Origin of the sequence: Leptospira harrisiae, assembly GCF_002811945.1 — a bacterium.
Taxonomy (GTDB): Bacteria; Spirochaetota; Leptospiria; order Leptospirales; family Leptospiraceae; genus Leptospira_A; species Leptospira_A harrisiae.
Genome location: NZ_NPDX01000006.1, coordinates 202,531 through 225,429 on the forward strand (window position 1 = coordinate 202,531; position 22,899 = coordinate 225,429).

The following is a 22,899-nucleotide window of genomic DNA, read 5'->3' on the forward strand; positions in this document are numbered from 1 at the left end:
GGAAAATCATTCCACCAATCGTTTGATTTCTTTTAAGAGTGTGGACTGGCCTGACATCAATTTTTTTTCCGATTCCTTAATGGCTTCTTTTTTACCAGGACGTAAAAAAAACTGTTCGAGTACCACTTCTCTCAGTGTTTCTTCAAACCACATCCGAGTTTGGTTCTCTCGATTATTCGCATAATATCCGTTTGTTTTTGTAGTCGAAATATAATCTAAAACTAACTTCCAAATTTCATCAATTCCTTTTCCCCCAATCCCACTGCAAGTAGTGGCCCTAGGTGTCCATTTGGATTCTGGGGCCGGGAAAAGGTGGAGTGCAGATTCATACTCAACACGAGCTCGCATCGCAAAAGGTTCATTAGCTCCGTCCGCTTTATTGATGGCGATGAGGTCTGCCATCTCCATGATCCCTCGTTTGATACCCTGGAGTTCATCTCCCGCACCCGCAAGCATGAGTAACAAAAAAAAGTCTACCATGGAATGGACTTGGGTTTCGGATTGTCCCACACCCACGGTTTCGATGATGATGGTATCAAATCCTGCTGCTTCACAGAGATACATGGACTCGCGAGTTTTTCTAGCGACTCCTCCCAAAGAACCACTGCTAGGTGATGGGCGAATGAAAGCATTTTCTGATTTGGAAAGAATCTCCATTCTGGTTTTGTCACCAAGGATGGAACCTTTGGTTCTTTGGCTACTCGGGTCAATGGCAAGGACTGCAAGTTTGTGGTTTTGTTCCAGGAGGTAACTTCCAAAACTTTCAATAAATGTAGATTTACCAACTCCGGGAACACCTGTGATTCCAATCCGAATGGAATTTCCCACCTTTGGCATCACAAGTTCTAGGATGGCTTGGGCTTTGTCATTATGGACTTCTAAATTACTTTCCACAAGTGTGATGGCTTTGGAGAGGTGGGTGCGGTTTCCCGAAAGAATTCCGTCGGCAAGTTCTGCCACGGAAATTTCTTTGCGACTTAAAGTTTTTCTTTGGTCACGAATGTAAGGAGAAATGGCTGGGGCATCGGCCACACCTGGGTTAACAGAAAGTGCCGATTTTGGATTCACATTACTGGAATCCTGATTCTTTTTGCCAATGTCCTCGTTTGGTGTTTCCATATTGATTTTTTGTGAAAGATCCTAATAGGCACCGATCCACTGTTGGTAAATTCAGTAAATCGGTGTTTGGTGGGAAAAGTCCCTTGTTTAATTTAGAACTTAGGCAGCTCTTCTTTCACCAAGAAGGATGTTCAGAATTTGTTTGGCAGCTTCTGAAATCACAGTTCCCGGTCCAAAAATAGCCGTAGCACCTGATTTGTAGAGAAAGTCGTAGTCTTGGGCAGGAATCACTCCTCCCACAACCACGAGCACATCTTCTGCTCCCAGTTTTTTTAACTCTTCAATCACTTGTGGGACGAGAGTTTTGTGACCAGCAGCAAGGGAAGATACTCCCAAAATATGGCAGTCATTTTCTACTACTTGTTTGGCAACTTCTGCAGGGGTTTGGAAAAGTGGCCCGATATCAACGTCAAAACCCATATCTGCAAAACTAGTGGAAATTACCTTGGCACCACGGTCGTGTCCATCTTGGCCCATTTTGGCAACCATGATCCGTGGACGACGGCCTTCTAATTTGGCAAATTCATCTGCAAGGTCTCTTGCTTCTAAATATCCTTTGTCTTCGGAAATTTCAGAGGAATACACTCCAGAGATAGAACGAATCACAGCTTTGTACCTCCCAAATACTTTTTCCATAGCATAAGAAATTTCACCAAGAGACGCACGTTTTCTAGCGGCATCCACTGCGAGTTCGAGAAGGTTTCCTTCACCGGTTTCGGCACATTTGGTAATGGCATTTAACGCGGCTTCTACGGCAGAACTATCCCTATCTTTTTTCATTTGCTCCAATCGTTTGATTTGGGCAATCCGAACGGCAGTGTTATCAATGTCTAAAATATCAAGCGGAGCTTCCTTATCCAAACGGAACCGGTTGACCCCAACAATCACATCTTTCCCAGAATCGATACGGGCTTGTTTTCTTGCCGATGCTTCTTCAATCCGCATCTTAGGAATTCCCGTTTCGATTGCCTCCGCCATACCACCTAACTTTTGTACTTCGGTGATGAGGGCCCAAGCTTTGTGAACCAAATCGTTTGTGAGTTTTTCTACATAGAAGGAACCACCCCAAGGATCGATGACTCGGTTGATATTGGTTTCTTCTTGGAGATAAATTTGTGTATTTCTTGCAATCCTTGCTGAGAAGTCAGTAGGAAGGGCAATGGCTTCATCGAGTGCGTTAGTATGTAAGGATTGTGTGTGACCTAGGGCTGCGGCCATCGCTTCAATACAAGTCCTTCCTACGTTGTTGAAAGGGTCTTGTTCGGTGAGTGACCAACCAGAGGTTTGGCAGTGTGTTCGTAGTGCCAAAGACTTCGTGGATTTAGGTTGGAACTGGTTCACAATCTTTGCCCAAAGAAGCCTTCCCGCACGCATCTTGGCAATCTCCATAAAATGGTTCATTCCAATCGCCCAGAAGAAGGAAAGGCGAGGAGCAAATTCATCCACGGAAAGTCCAGAAGCAATTCCTGTTTTGATGTATTCCCATCCATCGGCAAGTGTATAAGCAAGTTCTAAGTCTGCCGTAGCACCCGCTTCTTGCATATGGTATCCCGAAATGGAAATCGAATTAAACTTAGGCATATACTTGGAAGTATAACCAAAGATATCAGCAATGATTTTCATGGAATGTTTGGGTGGGTAAATGTAAGTGTTACGCACCATAAACTCTTTCAAAATATCATTTTGGATGGTACCGGAAAGTTTGTCCCGTGTTACCCCTTGTTCTTCTGCCGCAACAATGTAGAAGGCAAGAACTGGGATCACTGCACCATTCATAGTCATGGAAACAGACATTTGGTCGAGAGGGATTTGGTCGAAGAGGATTTTCATATCCAAAACTGAATCGATGGCCACACCAGCCTTTCCCACATCTCCCACCACTCGTTCATGGTCAGAGTCGTAACCTCGGTGAGTAGCCAGGTCAAAGGCCACAGAAAGTCCTTTTTGTCCGGCAGCTAAGTTTCTACGATAAAAGGCATTGGATTCTTCAGCTGTGGAAAACCCAGCATATTGGCGGATGGTCCAAGGTTTATTCACATACATCGTGGAATAAGGGCCACGTAAGTAAGGAGGAATCCCGGCAGCATAGTTTAGATGTTCCATTCCTTCCAAATCCGTTTTCGCATAACGAGATTGGATGGAGATCCCTTCTGCCGTTTGCCAAAGGGCGATGGACTTGGGATCTGGTTTCCCTTCGCTAAAAGAAAGTGGAATATTTGCAAAATTGGGTTTTTTCATGTTTATTTCCCGATCCATTTGGTTTGGGCTTTTTCCATAAATTCCACGATGTTTCGTTTCATATGGATGAAGTCGTCGATTCCGAGTGATTCTGCTTGGGTGATTAAGTCTTTTGGATATCCTGCCAGGAGTTTCCAAGAGTTGGGAAGTTGGGATTTCATTTCCGAAACAAATTCGGTAAGGTATGCCGCATACTCTTCGTCAGACGAACATAAGACAACGATTTCGCATCCCAGTTCTTTGGCCTTTGTTACTCCTTCTTTGATAGAAGCAAATCCTAAATTGTCTACGATTTCATATCCAAGGCAGCCGAGGAAATTGGAACAAAAACCTGCGCGAGCCTTTCTCATAGTCAGATCCCCAATGGTGAGTAAAAAAATCTTCGGAAGTTTTTTACCTGCGGTCACATGGGCATCAGTGAGATTTCTCCATTTATCAAATTCATAGGAAAGACGAACCGGTAGAAGGGGAGAATAAGTGGTTTGTACTTTCGTTGCAATTTGTTTTGAAGTTTCTTCGAGAGAGGTTTTCAATTCTGGATGTCTTTCGGATGCCAGTGGGTATTGGTTGGTCCCAAGTAAAATTTCTTTTTTGCTTGCCAGTGCGTTTCTTTTTTTCTCTGCACGTGCATTGATTTCTTTTTGGATGGTTCCTTGTTTCAGTGCTTTTCCAAACCCACCATCTTTTTCCAAAGTTTGGAATTTGGCCCAAGCGGATTCTGCGAGTTTTTTCGTGAGCACTTCTAAGTAATAAGATCCAGCAGCCGGATCCTCCACTTTATCTAAGAAGGATTCATAACGTAGCAGAAGTTGTGAATTTCTAGCAATTCGTTTGCCTAACTCTTGTTGTGCGGAGTATTCGGAATCAAATGGCAATATTGAAACAAAGTCAGCACCACCTACCACAGCAGACATGGCAGCTGTGGTTCCTCGTAACATATTCACATGTGGATCATAAGCCGTGAATTGAAAGTTGGAAGACCTAGCTACGATGAGTGCAGGGACAGTTTCCCCAAGCCCTGGTTTGTAGGCATTTAGGACTTCTGTCCAAAGGATTCGCATGGTACGAAATTTTGCGATTTCCGTGAAGTAGTCAGAACCAATTCCCATCCAAAACCATATGTTTGAGGCAGAATCCTCGATAGTAACACCAGCATCAATCTGGCGGTTTAAATAATCCACTCCCCATGAAAGAGAATAAGCAAGTTCCTGGCCAATCGAAGCTCCGGCATCACGTAAATAATAACTGTGTATCCCAACACCAGCAAACCCTTTGGTTCCGGAAAGGGAGGCAAATGATTTGTTAATTGTACTTTCTTCGGTACCTAATTCTCCGTTTTTTAAAGCAAAACCATAAGGGTCAAAGTCACCAAGTACGGTGTTATGCGAAGAACTGAGTTTTTTTAATGAGTCTGAGAAGGAAGGCGTTTTTTCTTCTAAAGAAACTACCAAAGGTAGATTTCCAGTAAGTGCTGCCAGTCGTTCTAGGTCAGCTGAAGTATTGATGTTTAATCCAATTGATTTTTCTTTTTCCCTTTTCAAGAGTAATATTACCGCATCTGCACCTTTTTTGGAAAGATCGGTGAGTTCGGATTCGGAGGTTACTGTTTCTGTGACATTCCAACCACTGGTTCGTTTGTACACTCTGGGGAGTTCTGTGATGTCTTCTTTGCGGTAGAAGGGTTCGATTTTGAATCCTTCTTCTGTTTCCCAAGTGACTTTGTCCCAAGGGTTACCTTTTAAATCTTTTAGGATTTGGTTTTTCCAATCCTCAGTGGATACTTCAGGAAAGTCTGAAAATAGAAATTCGTTCAATTTATTCCTCTACGATTTGGTAATCTTCCATATACCCTGGGAAGTCGCCTAACCCACGTGTGAAGGTGAATTTTGCTGGATAAACCACTAGGCGTCTTCCTGACTGTAAAAAAGTTCCGGACAATAATGTGAATGGGGAAGCAACGATGAATGCCGCAGTCCCAAGTACTGTGCCGGCTAGACCCATGGGACGAGCCACAAGCAAATCAATCAACATTTCACCACCAGAGGGAACTTCTCTTGCGGATAATGTCTGGGTCCACAGGAGACAGATTAAGAAAAGGATGGACAAGGGTCGTGTTTGTTTCATAGGCTGATCACTCGGGCTTTCATCTGATGAAATCTCGAGAATGATATCCCTGTAAAGTAAGAAATATGGCTAAAGAAATTGTTTTGTTTGTTCTCTATTCTATTGTGCATCTGTTTGCGATCGCTACGATCACAAAAGAGGATGTCCTCTATCTCCCTTCTAAAATCATTCCGATCCTGATTCTCATCGTAGCACTTTTTCGCTACTTCCCGAGTTTGGAAAAACGTGGGAAATTGGTTGCGGTGGGTCTTGTGTTTTCTCTTTTTGGTGATAGTTTCCTTGCACTTCCCAAGGAAGGATTTTTTGTATTTGGGCTTGGTTCCTTTCTCATTGCTCAGTTGATTTATTCCTATGCTTTCACTTTGGATTCTAAAATCAAACCGATCCTTGCCATTCCGTTTTTATTGTTTGGTTCCTCCTTCTTTCTTGTCCTTGTTCCAAAATTAGGAGCGCTTCTCATTCCAGTGGGAATTTATATTTCTGCGATTTGTCTTATGGGTTGGCGCGCTGCTGCAAGAAATTCCGTGTCTAAGCCATTTTATCTTGGCCTAATTGGAGCCCTTGTATTCATTCTTTCTGATTCCATCATTGCTTATTCCATGTTTCTCAAACCTGAAATGGACAGATTCACAGCTTCCATGGGAATCATGGTAACTTATTACATTGCTCAGGTTCTCATATACTCAGCCACAAAGGCGGAAGAGCTGGATGTACAATCAGTGAAAAATACTTGATTCACTTCTAACTCACGAGTATCGTATCTATGGTTTTGAATAACCGGGGAATGGGATTATGAAATCACTAAAAAAAACATCCTTTATTGAAGCAGTTGCTGCTGCGATTGAACATGAGGTTCAATGTTTCAATTTTTATCTAAAACTTTCTGAAAGTTTACCCGAAGGGCAAATTAGAGAATTGTTCAGCCAACTTGCGTTAGATGGCGATGAGCACATTAAATTTATCAAAGAAATTTATAAAAGTGCGGAAGGGAAAGAACTTCCCAATCTAAAACAACTTTCTCAAATAGAAAAATTTCATTCTTCTACCATCCAGAAAGTGATGGACAGGCTTGATCGAAACAAAAACGAAGAAGTCAAGGCTGACGAAAGAAAAGCAATTGAACTAGCCATCAGGGAAGGGGAAGATGCTCGTAATTTTTACGCTACCATTCGTAACAAATTCCAAGATCCAAAAATCAATTTGTTATTTCAAAAATTGGCTAATTTTAATGAGTCCAATAATTCATTGTTAGAAGCTCAAGCAATGGCAATGGAACAATCGACTCCAGCAGACCAAGTATTCTATTGGGAAGATGATGATCTTTTGGAACAAGTCAATCGTTCTACAAAATCCACGACATCCAAACCAAAAGTTTCGAAACCTGCTCCAAAACCAAATACAGCAAAAACAAAACCTTCTGCTAAAAAAACTTCTAAACCAACTGCGAAACCAGCAAACAAGAAGTCGGCGAAAACAATCGCTAAAAAGGCAGTAAAAAAAGCTGTAAAGAAAGCGGTTAAAAAATCAAAACCTGCAAAAAAGAAAGGTAAGAAAAAATAGTGAAATACCAAGTAACCCATTCATTTCCCGTTTCCCTTGAAAAACTTCTTCATGCTAGAGAGGAAAGATACAAACATCTAGATCAGTTTCCTGATTTAAAAAATGTAACTCTGCTGGAGGAAACGAAAGAGGGGAATATCATTCGCCAAAAACGAAAGGTAAGTTTAGAAGGATCAATGCCCGCTGTACTTTCAGCTGCTTTAAATGACCTTTCACTTTTGGAAGAATCCACTTTTGATATTACAACCAACACTCATGAATTCAAAATCTCTCCTCCAGGGAAAGACAATGTATTCGTGATCAAAGGGAAAAGTAAATACGAAGCGGAAGGATCTGACTCTAAACGGTCTTACGATGTGGATGTGATTTCGGGTCTTCTATTTGTCTCTCCCATTGTAGAAAAGGCCATTGAAGAAATTCACAAACATAGTTTAGAAAAAGACAGAAAATCCATCGCCAAATTTTTGGGGGTTGAATCCTAAGTAGAAGTGAAGTCTTCTTCTCCTACTTTTATACGATCTGTTTTAGAACTCAATTTGACGATCCTCATTATGGGGAACGTCACTTTGTTTGCCAAACTCCTTCCCTTTCCCGCTGTCACGATTATCTCTGGACGCGCACTCTTTTCCGTTCTTATCCTTGGTTTGTTTTTTTGGATTCGTGGGAAGTCAGTCTCCTATCGCAGTTTTAAAGACTTTTTGTTTGTTTTTGGGATTGGGATTTTATTTGCCCTGCATTGGGTTACGTATTTTCACTCCATTCAGGTTTCTACTGTGGCAGTGGGGATGTTGTCACTTTTCACCTATCCTGTGTTTTCTGCCATCTTAGAACCAATGTTTGGTGGAAAACGCCCTGACCCCTTTGCCTTCTTTATCGCTTGTTTCTCTTTTTTTGGGCTTTTTTTAATTGTGCCAGATCTTTCTTGGGACAACCAAATGTTCCAAGGAGTGGTTTGGGGAGTGGTCTCTGCAGTTCTTTATGCCATACGCAATTTGCTCACCAAAGAAATGCATGTGCATTATCCCAGTGCCCAGATTCTTTTTACTCAACTCATTGCCACAAGCCTTGTCCTCCTTCCCTTTGCCGATGGTCTTTTTGTGATGCTCGCAGAACCTAAATACCTGGTATTTCAGGTGGTTCTTGCAGGAGTGTTTACATCCCTTGCTCATACCATTTGGATTCGCAGTTTATCTAATCTGTCAGTGACAACTGCAGGGACCTTATCTACACTGAGCCCCATTTACGGAAGTTTGGCGGCTTGGTATTTTTTAGGAGAGGTACCACCCGATAGGCTTTGGTTAGGTGGTGGAGTGATTCTTTTTTGTGCGATTTTAGAAGTGTTTCGAAAACAAGCGGAGAGTGGAAAAAGAGAGGAGGAGAAGAAGGTTTAAGAATTCTCCTCTGTCCAAAGAGACCAAAAACTTATATCGTGGGACTATATTTTACCAGTAACTCTTCCAAAATTTTGGGAGGAGTTGTAAAATAAGGATGATCCCGAAATATCTCTTGGTACTTATGCTCATTGAAATCTTCATATTCACAATTTAGTTCCTTCACTTGTTCTTTAAGGCGGCGAACGAGAGGCATAGAAAAACGAGGAATTGCCGGATCGATCCAACCATTGTTTTGAAAACTTTTCATTTTTTTGGAACAACGACAGGGATTTTTTTCGTTCATAAGTCCGCATTTATCATCCATAAAGGTGTAGAGGTCTTTTCTGGCTCGACTCAATCGTTTACGAAAAGCTTCATTCGATATATCTAGTAGTTCCGAACTTTCACGATCACTAAGTCCCATTAAGTCGGCAAGGATTAAGGCAATCCGTTGTTCTCTGTCTAAACATAATAACATTCCCAATGTACAAGAGGCCTTTGCTTCTTCTATCAAAACTAAGTTTTCTGGACTAGAAAGTTCGTTTGCCGGTATATCTATATTTGGCATTTTTTCCAATTCATTTGCATATTCAGAAAAGCCTGTTGTTATTTCTTCCAACATTCCTCTTTTTCCATTTAACGCGTGATTTACGGAAATCCTGTAAGCCCATGTTTTAAAGCTGGCACGAGTTGGATCATATGCGGCAAGATTCGTTGCAATTTTTAGCAGCACTTCTTGAGTAAGGTCTTCCGCTTCTTGCGGATTCAACAAGATACGACGAATGACATTATAGATCCAAGTTTGCACCTTTGAAAGTAAAGATTCGAGAGCACGGCGGTCTCCCGTCCGCGCCCTTTCGATGAGTTGTGTTTCCTCTGGTTGGTTTGTTTTCATTACAGTGGTTGCCGTTCGAACATTTCAAAGACCAAAGTCTGTTTCATCAATGCGAAAAATTCTTTTCCTGTTTCATTGTTTTGGAGTGATTCTCCAGCCTTATGGCAATCCTCTACATTTTCCCAGTATAAAAGATCCAAAAGAATCCCTTCTCTCGTTTTCGACCGGAAGGCTCGCCAAGCTAAAAAACCTGGTTGGCTTTGCATTAGAGGTAACATTTGTTTCCTCATATTGTGGTACTTTTCAGAATCCTCAATGGCACATTCAACGATGGCGATTTCGATTGCTGTCGTTTGCGGTAGACTTTCCAGGGTTAATAAATCTTGTCCTTGGCTTTTTAAACTTTCTAACATAATCAGTGTTTCCTTAGAGGATTTTTGCCCTCTATACTGGATACACGCCAAAAGGAGAGTTGTGACAGAAGAGGGGGAAAAAAATGTGTTTCCCGGAAGATTTTTTGTAAAGGAAATAGTTTAGATTTTTCACTTTCAATTTTGTACAATTTTACAGTTTGAAATCTGATTCCGAGAAAACAGGAAACTCACAAAAACGAAACCTAACAAAAATAAATGGAAATTCTCACATTTCTGTTTGACAAACCTCTCGTTTTCTAGTCTTTACTATCCTCTTGTAGAAATAATATATTTCGACAAAGGAGTTCGTTGTGAAGAAAATTATTTTTTTTCTTGTTTTGGCTGTTACCGTTTTTTATTGTCAGTCGGGTGATAAAACATCTCTAGAAGAATCTAAAACGATTTTAGAAGGGAATTGGATATTAACGAATAATTGTGTTCAAAATCCTGGCCCGAGTGCCACAGCTTGGCTCATCATTAGTAACAACCGGGATATCAAATCTTGTTACAAAAGTAGCGGCACTGTTGTAAAGGGATTACTCATGAAACAAAGCGAAGGAAATTATAATATCAACTGGTCTGAAGGTCCTGCATCGACTGCACAATATCCGGTTGGTGGCACTTTGAATTTATTTGGAATGACGACGGAAGGAGTAACCGTCTGTTATACTCGGGTTAAGAGTGCTAAACAGAATCCACCCGCATTCTGTAAGTAAATAAAGATTGGAGCGGACAGCGGGATCGCCTAATGGGAAGTATGTGAAAACTAATTCCCATTGGCGAGGCGCCTGTAAAATTTACGAAAAAGACAAATTCATTCGTGTAAGTGGTGGATGACTTGGATTAGTTTTTCTTGCACTTCTTTGGCAATTTTTTCGAGTTCAGGATTTTGTACCAGTTTGGTCATGGTCATAGGATCAAAGATGGAAACTTTGGTCTCGCCGTTTTTTTCTTCGGTGACCACTACGTTGCAGGGAAGTAATAATCCAATTTCGTCTGCGGTTTGTAAGGCTTTGTGCGCAAAACTTGGGTTACATGCTCCGAGGATAGTGTAACGTTTGAAATCCACTCCAATTTTTTCTTTGAGAGTGTTTTTGACATCGATGGTGGTAAGAACCCCGAAACCTTCTTTTTTTAAGGCTTCGGTTGTGTCGGTGATTGTTTCTTCAAAACTTTTTTTTCTGTGAACGGTGAGTCCTAACATAAATCCTCCGCTGGGTCTATACCCCATAGGGTATATTGAATTTGGGAACTTGCAAGAGAATTTTATTTAAGTGAGGAAAAAGATCATTCCTTTTTGGGAAGTTTTTGCATTTCTTCCACACTGGGAAGTTGTTTTGACATGTGACGGATTTCTCCTGAAGAATTGAGTAGGAAATATTGCGGGAGAGGTTCTGTTTTTAAAGAAACAAACCGATCATCCAAAATCAGCGTTTGGAATTCTTGTTCTCTTGGTGTGTAATTGAGGAGAACATAAGTGCCAAGGTCTGGTTTCCCTTCGCCACATTCCAATCCTTGTAGCATTTCGCAACGGGATTTGGTAACTGCCAGGAGGATGAGTTTTCCTTCACGAGATGCTTGTCCAAAGGCAAAGGATTTGTTATGGCCCCAATGGATTTCTTCACTTACCATTTCATTGATTTTGATATACCCATAAACAAGTAACAAAATGAAGAGGGGCATGGATAAAAAACCAAGCAGGTAAAAAACACGGGAATATTTCTGCATACAAGGCAATGGAACCGAAACACCCAGTTCCCGCCAAGTTGAATTTTTCATAGGCAACAAACAAAGAAACTTTAAAAAAAACTACACCTTCTTATTCCCAAATCAAATCTGGTTTAAAGAGAGAAACCTTAGGAGAAATTAATGGAGATTTGGTATACTGAAAAATTGGAATTAGAAAAAGGGCGTGCGGTCAGTTACCGGGTAACAAAAACAATCGAAAGCCTACAATCTCCCTTCCAAAAAATCGATATTTTTGAAACACAATCCTTTGGCCGAATGTTTACACTTGATGGTGTAACAATGGTTACAAACAAAGACGAACATTCTTATCATGAAATGATTGCACATATTCCTATGATGAGTCATCCCAATCCAGAATCTGTCCTTGTGATTGGTGGGGGAGATGGGGGAACGGTTCGAGAAGTTTTAAAACACCCTTCTGTCAAAGAAGTTGTGTTATGCGAGATTGACAAAGCAGTTGTGGACATTAGTTATAAATATTTTCCTGAATGTGCAGATGCAATGAAAGACCCCAAGGTCATTCACCACTATGATGATGGAGCCAAATTTGCTCGTGACAATAAAGGTCGCTTTGATGTGATTCTTGTGGATTCGAGTGATCCTGTTGGTCCTGCTGAAGTTTTATTCAAAGAACCGTTTTTTCGGGATATGGCAAGTGCCTTAAAACCAACGGGAATCATTGCCACGCAAGCAGAATCTTTTTGGTATCATGGAGATGTAATTTCCTCTCTCTTTGATTTTATTCCTAAAATTTTTCCTGAGTATGGCTACTACTACACAACCATTCCTACTTATCCTTCTGGAATCATTGGTTTTACTTTTTTATCGAATGCCATAGATCCTTATTCGGTAACGCCAGATCCAAAACGAGTTCCTAAAGGTCTCAAATACTATAGTCCTGAAATTCACAAAGCGGCTTTTGTTCTACCAGAATTTGCAAAAGCTTATATCAAACGGAAAGGTTAAAACTTTGTGAAAAAAGTTTCCTCTCTCTTTTTCTTTCTTATTTTTTCTTTCCAGATTGGGTCCAGTTTCCTTTGGGCCCAGGAAACAAAAGCAACAAAGTTGGAATTAGAGGCGGAATCCTATGAAGAAAGAGGATATCCAAAAAAAGCCGAGGAACTTCGGTTAAAAGTAAAACGCCTTCGTTCTGATCAGTTCAATAACAGAGACTATAAAACAAACATTTATCCGATCACTTCCAATATTTCTGCCGCAAATAAAGGTTTCTTGGAATTCCATCAGGGAACTTGGGAAATTGGATTTAGGGTTTTAAGCCAAAGTGGTGTTTTTTCTCCTGGGAAAGAATGGGCCATGGACGATGGTCGAGTAGCTTTCCAAGCAGGAACGCCTTATTACCCCCGGTCGCAGATTGGGTATCAAAATATACGAACTCTTCCTTATCAATATGAACTGGAAAAAAACCCGGTTTCCGGTTCGTTTTCGCCACGAGTGGCATACAAACACAATTCGGCGAAATGGGGATTGGAATATATCTATTTCCAATTTCAAACCACAAACGATTTTATTTCATTAGGTTATTTGGGTGGCAACCAATCGGCTTTCCATTCTGATCGGCTTTATAACGCCGAACATAAGTTAGTTTTTAAAATTTACGAAGAATTTTCCAAAAATATTGGATATAGTTGGGATTTTGGATTAAGAGCTGGTTCCTTCCATACAAATTCTGTTTTTACATCCCAAACTTTGGGACAAACAGGGATTCTGCGAGATTCAATGCGATATCTGGCTCCCAGTACGGGATTTCGATTTTATCATAAATTAGGAGAAGGTTTTTCTTATGAAATGGGTGGAGAGATGTTTTTCACTCCTTTGGGTAAACTTCAATATAGAAGGGATATCTTAACTCAAATGGGTGGTGTGCCACGGTTTGCAGAAGGTGCCACAGTACGTGAAGAAGCCTATTCATTGTTTTCTGAAAAACCATTACAAACCACTATGGTTGGAATTGATTTGTTGGCCCAGGCCAACTGGCAACCATTAGATCATCATAAATTCCATTTGGGATTTCAAATCATCCAGTATATTTGGCGAGCTAATGAATCCTATGCGCCTGCGATTCGTGCTTTGAATGAAGAGTCTTTTATCACAGGGGTTCGAGATTTTTATTTGAGTTCAGCGTTTTATGAGGCAGATGGTCGGGACAAACGCGCTTCCCGAAGTTATTTGATTTCGAATTTTTATCTTGGGTATACTTATGTTTTTTAGGTTTAGATTCCATTACCTCATTTTTTTTCTAGTTTCTTTTTTTTGGTACGGTTGTGGGATTTCTCTTCGAGTGTATCGACCTTTCCCTAAGGAAACAGCCTTTGATTATGTTAAAAAAATGGATCATATCGAAATTTTCGTAAAAGACGAAAATCGAATGAAGATGGGTATTTACGATGGGTACTTTGCGGACCCAGAGGGACTGGCCAATGAATATGGCCCTTTGTCGTATTTGATTCGAAAGGAACTTTCGATTCGAGGGAATCGATTTCCTTTATTACTCGACCGTGGTGGAAAAATTTTTATTGATGAATACCAACTTGTTTCTTTGGACAGGTGTTCCAAAAACATAAGTTTTGTGAGAATGAAAGCCCGGATTCAAATACTTGGAATTCCGGAAGAAACTTTTTCCTATTATGATGAAATCGATTCGCGTGTAACTAATTGTTATTTAACAGGAAGTATCATCACGGTGATTCCTTTGATATGGTATGTTCCTTATAATGGATTTCGAGGAAACAGAGAGGACCAATTAAATCAATTGGGTAGAAATTCATTAACTGAATTTTTTACGACGTTGGAACTTGTGTCGGGATTGAATCAAAGTTCATCAGTCGAACCGTCTCCGGAACAAATTCCATTAAAACCTAAAAGCATTCCGACCAAACAAGAGCCAGTGGATCCGAAATTAAAGGAAATTCTTGATAGTTTATGAAGTTCCATGTATTGTTCATACTCTTTTGGTTGGGTTTTAATCTTTCTTATTGTTATTCGTTAGAAAAACCATACAATTACGGGAACCCATATTTACCGAGTCCTGAATTTTCAGAGGACGATCCTCAATTTGAAGAAGGGGAACCGGTTTGGATTTTGGACCAAACAGGAAATTGGATTTTTTCTCTCCCTTCCAAACTTGTCCTTTGGAATTTAAAGGCAGACAACCATTATATTTCGAAAGAAACCAAAGAGTATTTGATTCGTTATATCAAAGAAAATAATTTAAGGGATGTCAAAGTTCGTTTCAACCAATATGCTCCTCTTTCAGAATGGAAACGACTTCCTAAAAATAAAAATATCAATCCGGTAGTTCGGTATTTTTTTGGATCCATCTCTTTGCTTGCTTATACTTTTTTGCCGGGACGTTTGTTTGCGGGAACGATTGGTGGAGACCATTACAATTCTTTTACGAACACAATCAATGTGTATTCAGATTTACCACCAGTTGTCATTCATGAAGGGGGGCATGCAAAGGACTTTGCACAGAGAGAAAAAAGAACTCTCTACGCTGCGGTTTATGCACTCCCGGTAGTGGGGGCTTTGTATCATGAAGCAAGAGCCTCTGATGATGCTCTTAATTATTTTGCAGAAAAAAATGACAGAGAACAGTTAGATTCATCTTATGAATTACTCACTCCTGCTTACTCAACATATGTAGGAGGTGCCATTGGGGACGTGGTCGCCAATCCCATCACTGCGGTGGCAGTCATTCCTGGTCATATTTATGGTCGTTATAAAAAACGAGACATTGACATGGAATTAGAAAAACGAAAACAAAAGATCCAAATTAAGGAACCCAAGTGAGCCCAAGGTCCAATTTCATTCAAAAATTCAATTCGCGTAGGGATGATTTGCAGTCTTTACTTTGTATTGGTCTCGATCCCGAATTGGAAAAGTTACCAAAAGTCAGTTTGGATTCGAAAGCCCCACTTGTCCATTTTACAGAAACTATCATTCGTTATACACATTCCTATGCGGCGGCATGGAAACCAAATGTAGCTTTTTTTGAAAGGTTAGGAGCTGAAGGGTATTTTGCCTTAGAACATATGGTTCGTTTGATGAAAGAAGTATCACCTGAAGTACCCATAGTGATGGATGCCAAACGTGGTGACCTTGCCAATACTTCCAAAGAGTATGCGAAGTATTTTTTTGATACTCTAGGAGTGGATGCCCTTACCGTCAATCCGTACATGGGCCGGGATAGTTTGGTTCCATACCTCGACTTGGGTGGGTATATTTTTGTACTTGGACTCACATCAAATCCTAGCTCAAAAGACTTTCAAAAACAAAAACTATTGGGAAAGGATATTTATTTGTATGAAGAGGTAAGTGACCAGATGGCAAAACTTGGTGAAGAGTATCCGAACCAAGTAGGCCTTGTGGTGGGTGGTACACATCCATCCGAGATTCAATCATTACGTGCACGTCATCCTGAATTGTATTTTCTCATCCCAGGATTTGGCGCACAAGGTGGAGACTTACAATCCATCATCCAAGCATCGGGAAAACGTTCTTTGATTAATTCTTCTAGGGGGATCACCCTTAGTTCGGTAGAAGAAAATTACGGACAAGTTGCACAAAAGAAAGCAGAGGAAGTGCATAAAGAAATGAACCAACTCTTTCTCTGATGGTCTAATGACCAAAAGGGAAACTAGTGAAAGAATCTTTAGCTATCGTTGGTACAGGAATCGCAGGTCTTGGTTCCGCATATTTTTTAAAAAACGATTTTGAATTAACCATTTTTGACAGTGCCGATTATATCGGTGGTCATACAAATACAGTATTGGTGGAAGAAGATGGGGTATCAATTCCGATTGATACTGGATTTATCGTCTTTAATCATGTGACTTATCCGAACTTACTTAGACTTTTCCAAACATTAAATGTTCCCACTAAAAAATCGGATATGTCTTTTAGTGTCCAACATGATCCCACCAAACTAGAGTTTTGTGGATCGGGGCTTTCTGGGTTATTTGCTCAGAAAAAAAATCTAATTCGCCCTCGGTATTTGAAGATGTTACTTGAGATTGACAGGTTCAACAAATCGGCTCCGAAAATTTTAGACGATCCCAAGTATGATTCCTGGGATTTGGGAAAGTACATGGAGACTTTTGGATATGGGAAAGATATCTTAAATTTTTATTTAATCCCTATGAGTTCTGCGGTTTGGTCGACCCCTCCTGATTTGATGTTAGAATTTCCAGCAAAATCACTCATCCGATTTTTTTACAACCATGGATTTTTAGGTCTGAATACCCAACACCAATGGTATACAGTGGATGGTGGATCTCATGAATATATCAAACGAATCATTCCTCCCATCAAAGACAGGTTTCGACTCAATTCCCCAGTCAAACAAGTAAACCGTACGAGTGAAGGGAAGGTGGAACTTGTGTTTGGTGAAGGAAAAAAGGAAACTTTTGATAAAGTTTTACTTGCCACTCATGGGCATATTTCTGCGAAATTGTTAGGAAATCCTACAAAATTGGAAAGTGAACTTCTCCCTCTATACAAATACCAACACAACACTGCCACCTTACATACAGATGAGAGTGATATGCCAAAAGTATCGTCTTGTTGGTCTAGTTGGAACTATAAAATTGTAGAAGATGAAAAGAGAAAACAAAACCCTTACACAATCTATTGGATGAACCGTCTGCAAAATGTTTCTAAAAAACAAAATTATTTTGTGACCATCAACGACCCGGGTCGTGTGGCAAAAGAAAAAATCATTCAAAAAATAGATTATGAACACCCGCTCTTTTCTGTGGAAGCATCTCTTGGACAAAATCGTTTGCCAGAGTTAAACGAGAATGGTCCGATCTATTATGCAGGTGCTTACTTTCGATATGGATTCCATGAAGATGGGTTTTTATCAGCAGTCAATGTTTCGCGTAGCATTTTAAAAAGGGACCCATGGAATTAAACTCATGTATGTATGCGGCGGATGTGTTCCATACACGTACCGCCCCGAAACCTAACAAATTCAAATACAGGATTTTTAATTTTTATTTGGATCTATCTGAGATAGACCAGTTGGCCTACCAAAGTTTTTGGTTTTCTCGGAATCGTTTCAATTTGTTTTCCTTTTATGACAAAGATCATATTCAATTTGAAAAAGGAACAATTTACGAAAACGTTAAGTCCTTTTTGGAAGCTTCGGGAGTTTCAAACATTGGAAAGATATTTCTTCTCACCAATCTCCGCGTTTTGGGGTATGTTTTTAATCCTGTGAGTTTTTATTTTTGTTATGATACGGAAGGGAATCCACTTATATCCATTGCGGAAGTGGGGAATACCTTTGGTGAGATCAAACCTTATTTGGGTTATTTTAAACAAGCAAAAGGTACCATTGCAAATCCAGAAGTTTATATCAGAGAACCTAAAAATTTTTATGTCTCTCCTTTTATTAGTTTGGATTCTGAATTCGAGTTTCGATTGAACATTCCAAATGATCAATTGCAGATTGGTGTCGACTCTTTTGAAAATGGAAAACGAATTTTAACTACTTCCTTTCTTGGAAAAAAAATTCCATTCCAATCAAAATACTTATTAAAACTTTTTACCCAATTTCCATTCATCACCGTCAAAATAATAACATTGATTCATTGGCAAGCATTCAAACTTTGGATCAAAAAAATTCCGTACATTTCGAAACACCAAAACTTAGAGAAACAAACAGGAGTTCCCCTTGGAAAAATCACAGAACCAGTCCCTCTTACAAGACACGATTGATTCAGAACTTTTTACCGAATTAAAGAACAAGTCTACCTTAGAACAATTTCCCATTTACAGGAAGATATTTTTTAAAGCCATGAGTTCCATGAAACGGGGATCCCTTCGGATGATCCTCCCGAATGGAGAACAGATAACGTTAGGAGATCCGAGTGCAGTAGTGGATTCAAAATTTCATTCTGCACTGATCCATGTAAAAAAACCTGCATTCTTCAAGAAATCAGTGTTATATGGTGATATTGGATTTTCCGAATCCTATTTAACAGGAGATTGGGAAACCGATTCCATTGAAAATGTTATTTCATGGTTTATATTGAATGTGGATGATAGCCCAAGTCTTTCTGGTGCAAAAAAGAAACTTTTTCACTTAGATTTATTCAATTTAGGCAATAAATTCCTGCATTTCCTGAGGAAAAACACCCTAACCGGAAGTAAAAAAAATATAGTAGAACATTATGATTTAGGAAATAAATTTTATAAATTATTTCTCGATCCATCGATGACTTATAGTTCTGCTTATTTTGAATCATTGGAAGATAGTTTGGAAGAAGCACAAACTAGAAAAGTGGACAAACTTTGCCAAAAGTTAAAACTAAATCCTGCGGATCACCTGTTGGAAATTGGAAGTGGTTGGGGTTTTTTATCCATCCATGCCGCAAAAAACTATGGATGTCGTGTGACTACCGTTACACTGTCTGAAGAACAATATGCCTATGCCAAAGAAAGGATCGCAAAAGAAGGCCTTTCTGACAAAATAGAAATTCGAATTGAAGACTATCGAAAGATTGAAGGGCAATTTACAAAAATTGTTTCCGTTGAAATGTTAGAAGCGGTAGGTGATGCTTATTATGAAACTTTCTTTCAAAAGTGCCAAGACCTTTTGACAAGAGACGGGATTATGGCCTTACAAGTCATCACCTGCCCTGACTCTAGATTTACTTCTTTCAAAAATGGAATTGATTTCATTCAAAAACATATCTTCCCTGGTTCTTTGTTACCTTCTATTGGTCGTATGAACCAAGCCATCAATCGTACAGGTGATATGTATTTATTCCATTTGGAAGACATGGGCTTAAGTTATGCGAAGACTCTTCGGTTATGGTTGAAAGCCTTTGAAGAAAATTTGACAGAAGTTAGAAACCAAGGGTATAGCGAAACCTTTATCAGAAAATGGAGATATTATTTGGCTTATTGTGCTGCTGCTTTTCAGATGCGAAACATTAGTGTAGTCCAATCTGTTTATGTTAGACCCAATAACCTAAATCTCTAAATTCGTACAAAACCTGACTACCGATTGGGAAACCTGTCGGTAGTTCCTTCCAAAAAACATCTTGCCAAGGAAAACCCATCTCTTTACTACTCTGTCTATGAGAGAAACTAAGTCCGTATTTACCTTTGATGAACCAATAGAACGATTGTGGTCGGGTGTTACCGTCTATGAAGTGTTAGTCCATTGGTTAGCAGATGAGGTAAGAGGAAGGCCAAAGGTGGGTGGGGATTTCTCTTGGACTTGGAAATTAGGTTTAGAAGGTGATTTCACCACACATGGCATATACAAAAAAATAGAACCATTACGTGAATTGGTGATGGAATGGAAAGATCATCCAGCTGACCCAACCGGTGCCATTTATTTACAATTATTATTTGAATCTAAAGGTGATAAATCATCCCAATTAACAATTGTTAACGGAGGATTCCCTGATGGAGAAAGTTCTGATGTATGGCTAGAAGGTGCCAAAGAGGCATGGGATGGACAAGCTTTACACTTAAAAGACTTCTTAAAACAAAATCCAGACATCACAAAGTTTTTTAAAAAATCTTGATCTCTAAGGCCTTTCTAAAATCCTGGTAAAAGTAGGGTTGTTAAGGAGGGCTGGAAGATGGAATATCCCGAATTGGAAACGTATTTCCAGAAATTAACTGATATAACTGACCGGATCGCAATGATGAACAATCATTTTGATGCGACACCTGAGATCGACATACCACAGTTATCTGAATTTTATGCAGACATTCAGTCAAAGGACTGGGAGAATACAGATAGAGAGTATTATGAACTCTTTACCAGTTATTTTACCTTTCATGTAAAAACTGTGGAAGAAATCATTCAAGAAGCACGTGAGATTTTGAATCCTGAAAACAGGGAATATGTTAAGAAATTGGTGAGCCATGTTCGTAATGCGGATGATTGGTTTATCAATCTGAAAAAGAAACGCAAACTCGCTCGTACACAAGTCGCTTAAACTTTCCTCTCCCTCGACTGAAAGCTTGGGGGAGTTGTCTCAATTCGCTTTACAATTAAATCCGTTTCCTTTCTCCTTTCAGATATGCTCAAGGCACGGTTTCTTTTTTACCCGGTTATCCTTTTACTATTTTTGTTTTTGGTAGATTCCATATTTAGAATCCCCTATATCCAGACAATCGCCAAGATTGATTTAACAGCAGTTAATTACAAAGCTAAATCAGACTTTTTAGAAAAACTAATTGTCGAGAAACCGGGAGTAAACACTCCAAAAACAAAAAAAATCATGATCATTTTGGGTTCTTCTCGCCTTTTATATTTTGATCATGATGAGCTTGTTTCTTTTTATCCAGATTGGGATATTTATAATCTTTCTTCAGCAGTGACAACTCCTGCCTATTATGATTTTCAACTCACGAAAGTTTTGGATGCAGGGATCAAACCAGATTTGGTGGTAATGGAAACTGACCCAAACCAGTTTAATCAAAATTCTGTATTCAAAAGTTCAAATCTGACCTATAGTTTTGATTTATCCTATGTACTTTCAAATCTGAGTTTGTTTGGAAAAGACCATGTATCATTTTATTTAGGGCGCAAACTTTTTGCAGTAGGAACTTATAAACCCTATATAGACCAAATGTGGAAAAATTATAAAAATCCATATTTGGACAATGCCATCGGAATGCACCAGGCAACTTATGATTATATTCTAACCCACAATGGAAATGGACTTTCTCCGATTGATAATTATATGGAGAAAGATTCAAATTCACTTCAGATGACAAGCCATAGAACTTTGGATTGGTTATTTGCATCTTATGTTCGTAGCCCAATGCAATTTGGGTTTTATGAAAAAATTTTGGACCGTTTAAAAGAAGAAAAAATCAAAACCGTGATTATCTGGCCTCTTTCTTCTCCTGATTTTGAAGCCTTGATGGAAAAAGAAGCTTTAGTCAAAACTTGGGAAAAAGAGATCGACCAAATCACAAAAAGTCGAAATTTTTCAATACTGAAACTGAAAAATGATCCATCTTACACTTGTAATGCGTTTGCGGATGGTGGCCACGTAGCAAAAGATTGTTACAGAAGTTTGATGCGTTCTATTCTATTGGAATACTTTCGGAAGTACGAACCAAATCATCTGTAAACTCAATCCCGCAAATGGGAATAGGCCCAGAGGAAGATTCAATCACTGATTTGAGGGATCTTGGTTTTTTAGGTATTGTGAGACTTGTTCCTTCTTCATTAGTTTGAACATACTTCACACTGGCACTGAGACCTGAAGGTGAGTCTGCCCAAAAGAAAACACCTTTTGTATTAGCAGCCACCACTCGCCCATAGTTCTTTCTGGAATTAGCTGGAATGGAAGGGGTTCCCCATGCCGATGTATAAAAGTTTGCAGAACCTTGTTTGATAGAACTACGAAAGCTTGTGGGTGCAACAGGATTTGTAGTGATCCTGTTTAGACTTGTGGAAAGAGGGTACCTCGCCAATGCGGTCGATAAATTAATGTTAGTGGGTGCTGCACCATCACTGGTTACCTGTTGGACGGAGCTGAGGTCACTAAGTTGGAAACTTTGTGCCGTAAGAAGAGTAAAAATTCTAAAGAATACGTCTGAGTTTTGATTCCCGAGTAAGGTGGCATCAAAATTGGGTGCAAACGTTGTATTTCTGAATATACTCATGAGATTCCCTGTAGAATTTGCTCTTGTCCCAGATCCTCCGATTACGGTTTCTCGAAAGAAGGATTGTCTCTGTGGGTCATTGGTACCAGAGATATCATAGAGATAACGCATAAATACATAAGCAAAAGAATACTGTTTTAGAATATCGGAATTACTGCTGTCCCAATCTAAAAGTGAAACCCCGTTGATCCCATCTAAACAACGAGAATCATTCACTCCTGAATAACAATCCAACCGACTGGTTTGAGGCCCATAACCTGCAATATCACTTGCTACTTCGCTTGTGCCTTCGTTAATCCAAAGTTCGTCGGTTTGGTTTGCTGCTCGCATTCGTGGATAACGGAGTAAATGTTGAAATTCATGAGCAGCTGTGGAAGCAAACGCATTTGGATCATGATTAAGAGCTACAATTAGTTCTTTCCCATCCATATACAAGACTTCAGCATAATTGGATCTAACCCTTGAAAATAAATTGTCAGGGAAATAATTAATTGGATCGAAATATCCTGCCACATAAGCGCTGTTTGCTGTGGCTCCATCCTTTATGTCCATCACCAGGATTTTTACTTTACCATCTCCGTCCACATCACTTGGTGTACCAAATGTGTTGATGAGAGTCGGGTAGGTGATTGTATCAAAGTCACGAGCAAACTTTAATAAGTCGTAATTAACCGACAAAGACCTTTCTTTGTAAACTTCAACATAGGTACCTGAACTAACCAAATCAACGCCTACACAAACACTGGTTTGAGTGGTTAGGTCTCTTGCCCAAAGATCAGGACCATTCACACAATTACTCCCTGCCAGCGCATAAGCTCCC

At 39.7% G+C, this 22,899-nt stretch carries 25 protein-coding genes; 16 read left to right on the forward strand and 9 right to left on the reverse strand.

The window, feature by feature from the left end:
* Window positions 1-6 precede the first annotated feature (6 nt).
* From meaB to CH364_RS17180, 4 genes are all read right to left on the reverse strand, one after another.
* The gene (meaB, locus tag CH364_RS17165; protein ID WP_100745027.1) at window positions 7-1,119 is read right to left on the reverse strand and encodes a methylmalonyl Co-A mutase-associated GTPase MeaB; all 1,113 of its coding nucleotides are present in this window, start codon (window positions 1,117-1,119) and stop codon (window positions 7-9) included.
* A 99-nt stretch (window positions 1,120-1,218) separates the two neighbouring features.
* A complete protein-coding gene (gene scpA, locus CH364_RS17170) occupies window positions 1,219-3,357 on the reverse strand; it encodes a methylmalonyl-CoA mutase (protein WP_100745026.1) in 2,139 nt (712 codons plus the stop codon).
* Window positions 3,358-3,359: 2 nt separating this feature from the next.
* The gene (locus tag CH364_RS17175) at window positions 3,360-5,171 is read right to left on the reverse strand and encodes a methylmalonyl-CoA mutase family protein (RefSeq protein WP_100745025.1); all 1,812 of its coding nucleotides are present in this window, start codon (window positions 5,169-5,171) and stop codon (window positions 3,360-3,362) included.
* Between the two features lies 1 nt (window position 5,172).
* A complete protein-coding gene (locus tag CH364_RS17180; protein WP_243401445.1) occupies window positions 5,173-5,481 on the reverse strand; it encodes a hypothetical protein in 309 nt (102 codons plus the stop codon).
* 65 nt (window positions 5,482-5,546) lie between these two features.
* Between CH364_RS17180 and CH364_RS17185 the strand changes: the two genes are divergently transcribed.
* From CH364_RS17185 to CH364_RS17200, 4 genes are all read left to right on the forward strand, one after another.
* Window positions 5,547-6,215 carry a lysoplasmalogenase gene (locus CH364_RS17185; protein WP_100745024.1) on the forward strand — a complete coding sequence of 223 codons (669 nt, stop codon included), beginning with the start codon at window positions 5,547-5,549 and terminating at the stop codon, window positions 6,213-6,215.
* A 58-nt stretch (window positions 6,216-6,273) separates the two neighbouring features.
* Window positions 6,274-7,041 carry a ferritin-like domain-containing protein gene (locus tag CH364_RS17190; RefSeq protein WP_100745023.1) on the forward strand — a complete coding sequence of 256 codons (768 nt, stop codon included), beginning with the start codon at window positions 6,274-6,276 and terminating at the stop codon, window positions 7,039-7,041.
* Complete coding sequence (locus tag CH364_RS17195; RefSeq protein ID WP_100745022.1) at window positions 7,041-7,523, forward strand: DUF2505 family protein; 483 nt, start codon at window positions 7,041-7,043, stop codon at window positions 7,521-7,523. The genes CH364_RS17190 and CH364_RS17195 overlap by 1 nt, the downstream gene beginning before the upstream one ends.
* Window positions 7,524-7,592: 69 nt before the next feature.
* Window positions 7,593-8,432, forward strand: coding sequence for a DMT family transporter (locus tag CH364_RS17200; RefSeq protein ID WP_100745067.1), 840 nt, complete (start codon window positions 7,593-7,595; stop codon window positions 8,430-8,432).
* 31 nt (window positions 8,433-8,463) lie between these two features.
* On the opposite strand, the gene CH364_RS17205 is transcribed toward CH364_RS17200, so the two are convergent.
* Window positions 8,464-9,309 (reverse strand): RNA polymerase sigma factor, encoded by an 846-nt coding sequence (locus CH364_RS17205; RefSeq protein WP_100745021.1) that lies wholly within the window; start codon window positions 9,307-9,309, stop codon window positions 8,464-8,466.
* A complete protein-coding gene (locus tag CH364_RS17210; RefSeq protein ID WP_100745020.1) occupies window positions 9,309-9,662 on the reverse strand; it encodes an antibiotic biosynthesis monooxygenase family protein in 354 nt (117 codons plus the stop codon). The genes CH364_RS17205 and CH364_RS17210 overlap by 1 nt, the downstream gene beginning before the upstream one ends.
* Before the next feature lie 311 nt (window positions 9,663-9,973).
* Between CH364_RS17210 and CH364_RS17215 the strand changes: the two genes are divergently transcribed.
* Window positions 9,974-10,378: a hypothetical protein gene (locus CH364_RS17215; protein WP_100745019.1), complete on the forward strand. Its 405-nt coding sequence runs from the start codon at window positions 9,974-9,976 to the stop codon at window positions 10,376-10,378.
* Between the two features lie 98 nt (window positions 10,379-10,476).
* Here the strand turns inward: CH364_RS17215 and CH364_RS17220 are convergent, their stop codons facing one another.
* Both CH364_RS17220 and CH364_RS17225 read right to left on the reverse strand, forming a co-directional pair.
* Window positions 10,477-10,866 carry a DUF302 domain-containing protein gene (locus CH364_RS17220; RefSeq protein WP_100745018.1) on the reverse strand — a complete coding sequence of 130 codons (390 nt, stop codon included), beginning with the start codon at window positions 10,864-10,866 and terminating at the stop codon, window positions 10,477-10,479.
* Between the two features lie 83 nt (window positions 10,867-10,949).
* Window positions 10,950-11,390 carry a hypothetical protein gene (locus CH364_RS17225; protein WP_100745017.1) on the reverse strand — a complete coding sequence of 147 codons (441 nt, stop codon included), beginning with the start codon at window positions 11,388-11,390 and terminating at the stop codon, window positions 10,950-10,952.
* A gap of 141 nt (window positions 11,391-11,531) precedes the next feature.
* On the opposite strand from CH364_RS17225, the gene speE reads away from it, so the two are divergent.
* From speE to CH364_RS17280, 11 genes are all read left to right on the forward strand, one after another.
* Window positions 11,532-12,377, forward strand: coding sequence for a polyamine aminopropyltransferase (speE, locus tag CH364_RS17230; protein ID WP_004787861.1), 846 nt, complete (start codon window positions 11,532-11,534; stop codon window positions 12,375-12,377).
* Between the two features lie 6 nt (window positions 12,378-12,383).
* The gene (locus tag CH364_RS17235) at window positions 12,384-13,640 is read left to right on the forward strand and encodes a hypothetical protein (RefSeq protein WP_100745016.1); all 1,257 of its coding nucleotides are present in this window, start codon (window positions 12,384-12,386) and stop codon (window positions 13,638-13,640) included.
* A complete protein-coding gene (locus tag CH364_RS17240) occupies window positions 13,630-14,355 on the forward strand; it encodes a hypothetical protein (protein WP_100745015.1) in 726 nt (241 codons plus the stop codon). The genes CH364_RS17235 and CH364_RS17240 overlap by 11 nt, the downstream gene beginning before the upstream one ends.
* A complete protein-coding gene (locus tag CH364_RS17245) occupies window positions 14,352-15,221 on the forward strand; it encodes a hypothetical protein (RefSeq protein WP_100745014.1) in 870 nt (289 codons plus the stop codon). The genes CH364_RS17240 and CH364_RS17245 overlap by 4 nt, the downstream gene beginning before the upstream one ends.
* The gene (gene pyrF, locus CH364_RS17250) at window positions 15,218-16,045 is read left to right on the forward strand and encodes an orotidine-5'-phosphate decarboxylase (protein ID WP_100745013.1); all 828 of its coding nucleotides are present in this window, start codon (window positions 15,218-15,220) and stop codon (window positions 16,043-16,045) included. The genes CH364_RS17245 and pyrF overlap by 4 nt, the downstream gene beginning before the upstream one ends.
* Window positions 16,046-16,071: 26 nt before the next feature.
* Window positions 16,072-17,343 (forward strand): NAD(P)/FAD-dependent oxidoreductase, encoded by a 1,272-nt coding sequence (locus CH364_RS17255; protein ID WP_100745012.1) that lies wholly within the window; start codon window positions 16,072-16,074, stop codon window positions 17,341-17,343.
* A gap of 8 nt (window positions 17,344-17,351) precedes the next feature.
* On the forward strand, window positions 17,352-18,152 hold the full coding sequence (locus tag CH364_RS17260; protein WP_100745011.1) for a DUF1365 domain-containing protein: 801 nt from the start codon (window positions 17,352-17,354) through the stop codon (window positions 18,150-18,152).
* Entirely contained in the window at window positions 18,109-19,422 is a 1,314-nt protein-coding gene (locus CH364_RS17265; protein ID WP_100745010.1) for an SAM-dependent methyltransferase, read from the forward strand. Before CH364_RS17260 ends, CH364_RS17265 begins: the two co-directional genes overlap by 44 nt.
* Before the next feature lie 97 nt (window positions 19,423-19,519).
* Entirely contained in the window at window positions 19,520-19,975 is a 456-nt protein-coding gene (locus tag CH364_RS17270; protein ID WP_100745009.1) for an SRPBCC family protein, read from the forward strand.
* Window positions 19,976-20,032: 57 nt separating this feature from the next.
* Window positions 20,033-20,395, forward strand: coding sequence for a PLU-1-like domain protein (locus tag CH364_RS17275; protein WP_100745008.1), 363 nt, complete (start codon window positions 20,033-20,035; stop codon window positions 20,393-20,395).
* An 84-nt stretch (window positions 20,396-20,479) separates the two neighbouring features.
* Entirely contained in the window at window positions 20,480-21,541 is a 1,062-nt protein-coding gene (locus tag CH364_RS17280; protein ID WP_100745007.1) for a DUF1574 domain-containing protein, read from the forward strand.
* Here CH364_RS17280 and CH364_RS17285 read toward each other — a convergent pair.
* A complete protein-coding gene (locus tag CH364_RS17285) occupies window positions 21,495-22,868 on the reverse strand; it encodes a peptidase MA family protein (protein WP_100745066.1) in 1,374 nt (457 codons plus the stop codon). The two genes, CH364_RS17280 and CH364_RS17285, sit on opposite strands and share 47 nt — an antisense overlap.
* Window positions 22,869-22,899: the final 31 nt, after the last annotated feature.

What these genes read in the sequence shown, in the direction of transcription:
- meaB (WP_100745027.1), bottom strand. Translation starts at nt 1,119, where the DNA reads ATGGAAACACCAAACGAGGACATTGGCAAAAAGAATCAGGATTCCAGT.
- scpA (WP_100745026.1), bottom strand. Translation starts at nt 3,357, where the DNA reads ATGAAAAAACCCAATTTTGCAAATATTCCACTTTCTTTTAGCGAAGGG.
- CH364_RS17180 (WP_243401445.1), bottom strand. Translation starts at nt 5,481, where the DNA reads ATGAAACAAACACGACCCTTGTCCATCCTTTTCTTAATCTGTCTCCTG.
- CH364_RS17185 (WP_100745024.1), top strand. Translation starts at nt 5,547, where the DNA reads ATGGCTAAAGAAATTGTTTTGTTTGTTCTCTATTCTATTGTGCATCTG.
- CH364_RS17190 (WP_100745023.1), top strand. Translation starts at nt 6,274, where the DNA reads ATGAAATCACTAAAAAAAACATCCTTTATTGAAGCAGTTGCTGCTGCG.
- CH364_RS17200 (WP_100745067.1), top strand. Translation starts at nt 7,593, where the DNA reads ATGGGGAACGTCACTTTGTTTGCCAAACTCCTTCCCTTTCCCGCTGTC.
- CH364_RS17205 (WP_100745021.1), bottom strand. Translation starts at nt 9,309, where the DNA reads ATGAAAACAAACCAACCAGAGGAAACACAACTCATCGAAAGGGCGCGG.
- CH364_RS17210 (WP_100745020.1), bottom strand. Translation starts at nt 9,662, where the DNA reads ATGTTAGAAAGTTTAAAAAGCCAAGGACAAGATTTATTAACCCTGGAA.
- CH364_RS17220 (WP_100745018.1), bottom strand. Translation starts at nt 10,866, where the DNA reads ATGTTAGGACTCACCGTTCACAGAAAAAAAAGTTTTGAAGAAACAATC.
- CH364_RS17225 (WP_100745017.1), bottom strand. Translation starts at nt 11,390, where the DNA reads ATGCAGAAATATTCCCGTGTTTTTTACCTGCTTGGTTTTTTATCCATG.
- speE (WP_004787861.1), top strand. Translation starts at nt 11,532, where the DNA reads ATGGAGATTTGGTATACTGAAAAATTGGAATTAGAAAAAGGGCGTGCG.
- CH364_RS17240 (WP_100745015.1), top strand. Translation starts at nt 13,630, where the DNA reads ATGTTTTTTAGGTTTAGATTCCATTACCTCATTTTTTTTCTAGTTTCT.
- CH364_RS17245 (WP_100745014.1), top strand. Translation starts at nt 14,352, where the DNA reads ATGAAGTTCCATGTATTGTTCATACTCTTTTGGTTGGGTTTTAATCTT.
- CH364_RS17260 (WP_100745011.1), top strand. Translation starts at nt 17,352, where the DNA reads ATGTATGCGGCGGATGTGTTCCATACACGTACCGCCCCGAAACCTAAC.
- CH364_RS17270 (WP_100745009.1), top strand. Translation starts at nt 19,520, where the DNA reads ATGAGAGAAACTAAGTCCGTATTTACCTTTGATGAACCAATAGAACGA.
- CH364_RS17275 (WP_100745008.1), top strand. Translation starts at nt 20,033, where the DNA reads ATGGAATATCCCGAATTGGAAACGTATTTCCAGAAATTAACTGATATA.
- CH364_RS17280 (WP_100745007.1), top strand. Translation starts at nt 20,480, where the DNA reads ATGCTCAAGGCACGGTTTCTTTTTTACCCGGTTATCCTTTTACTATTT.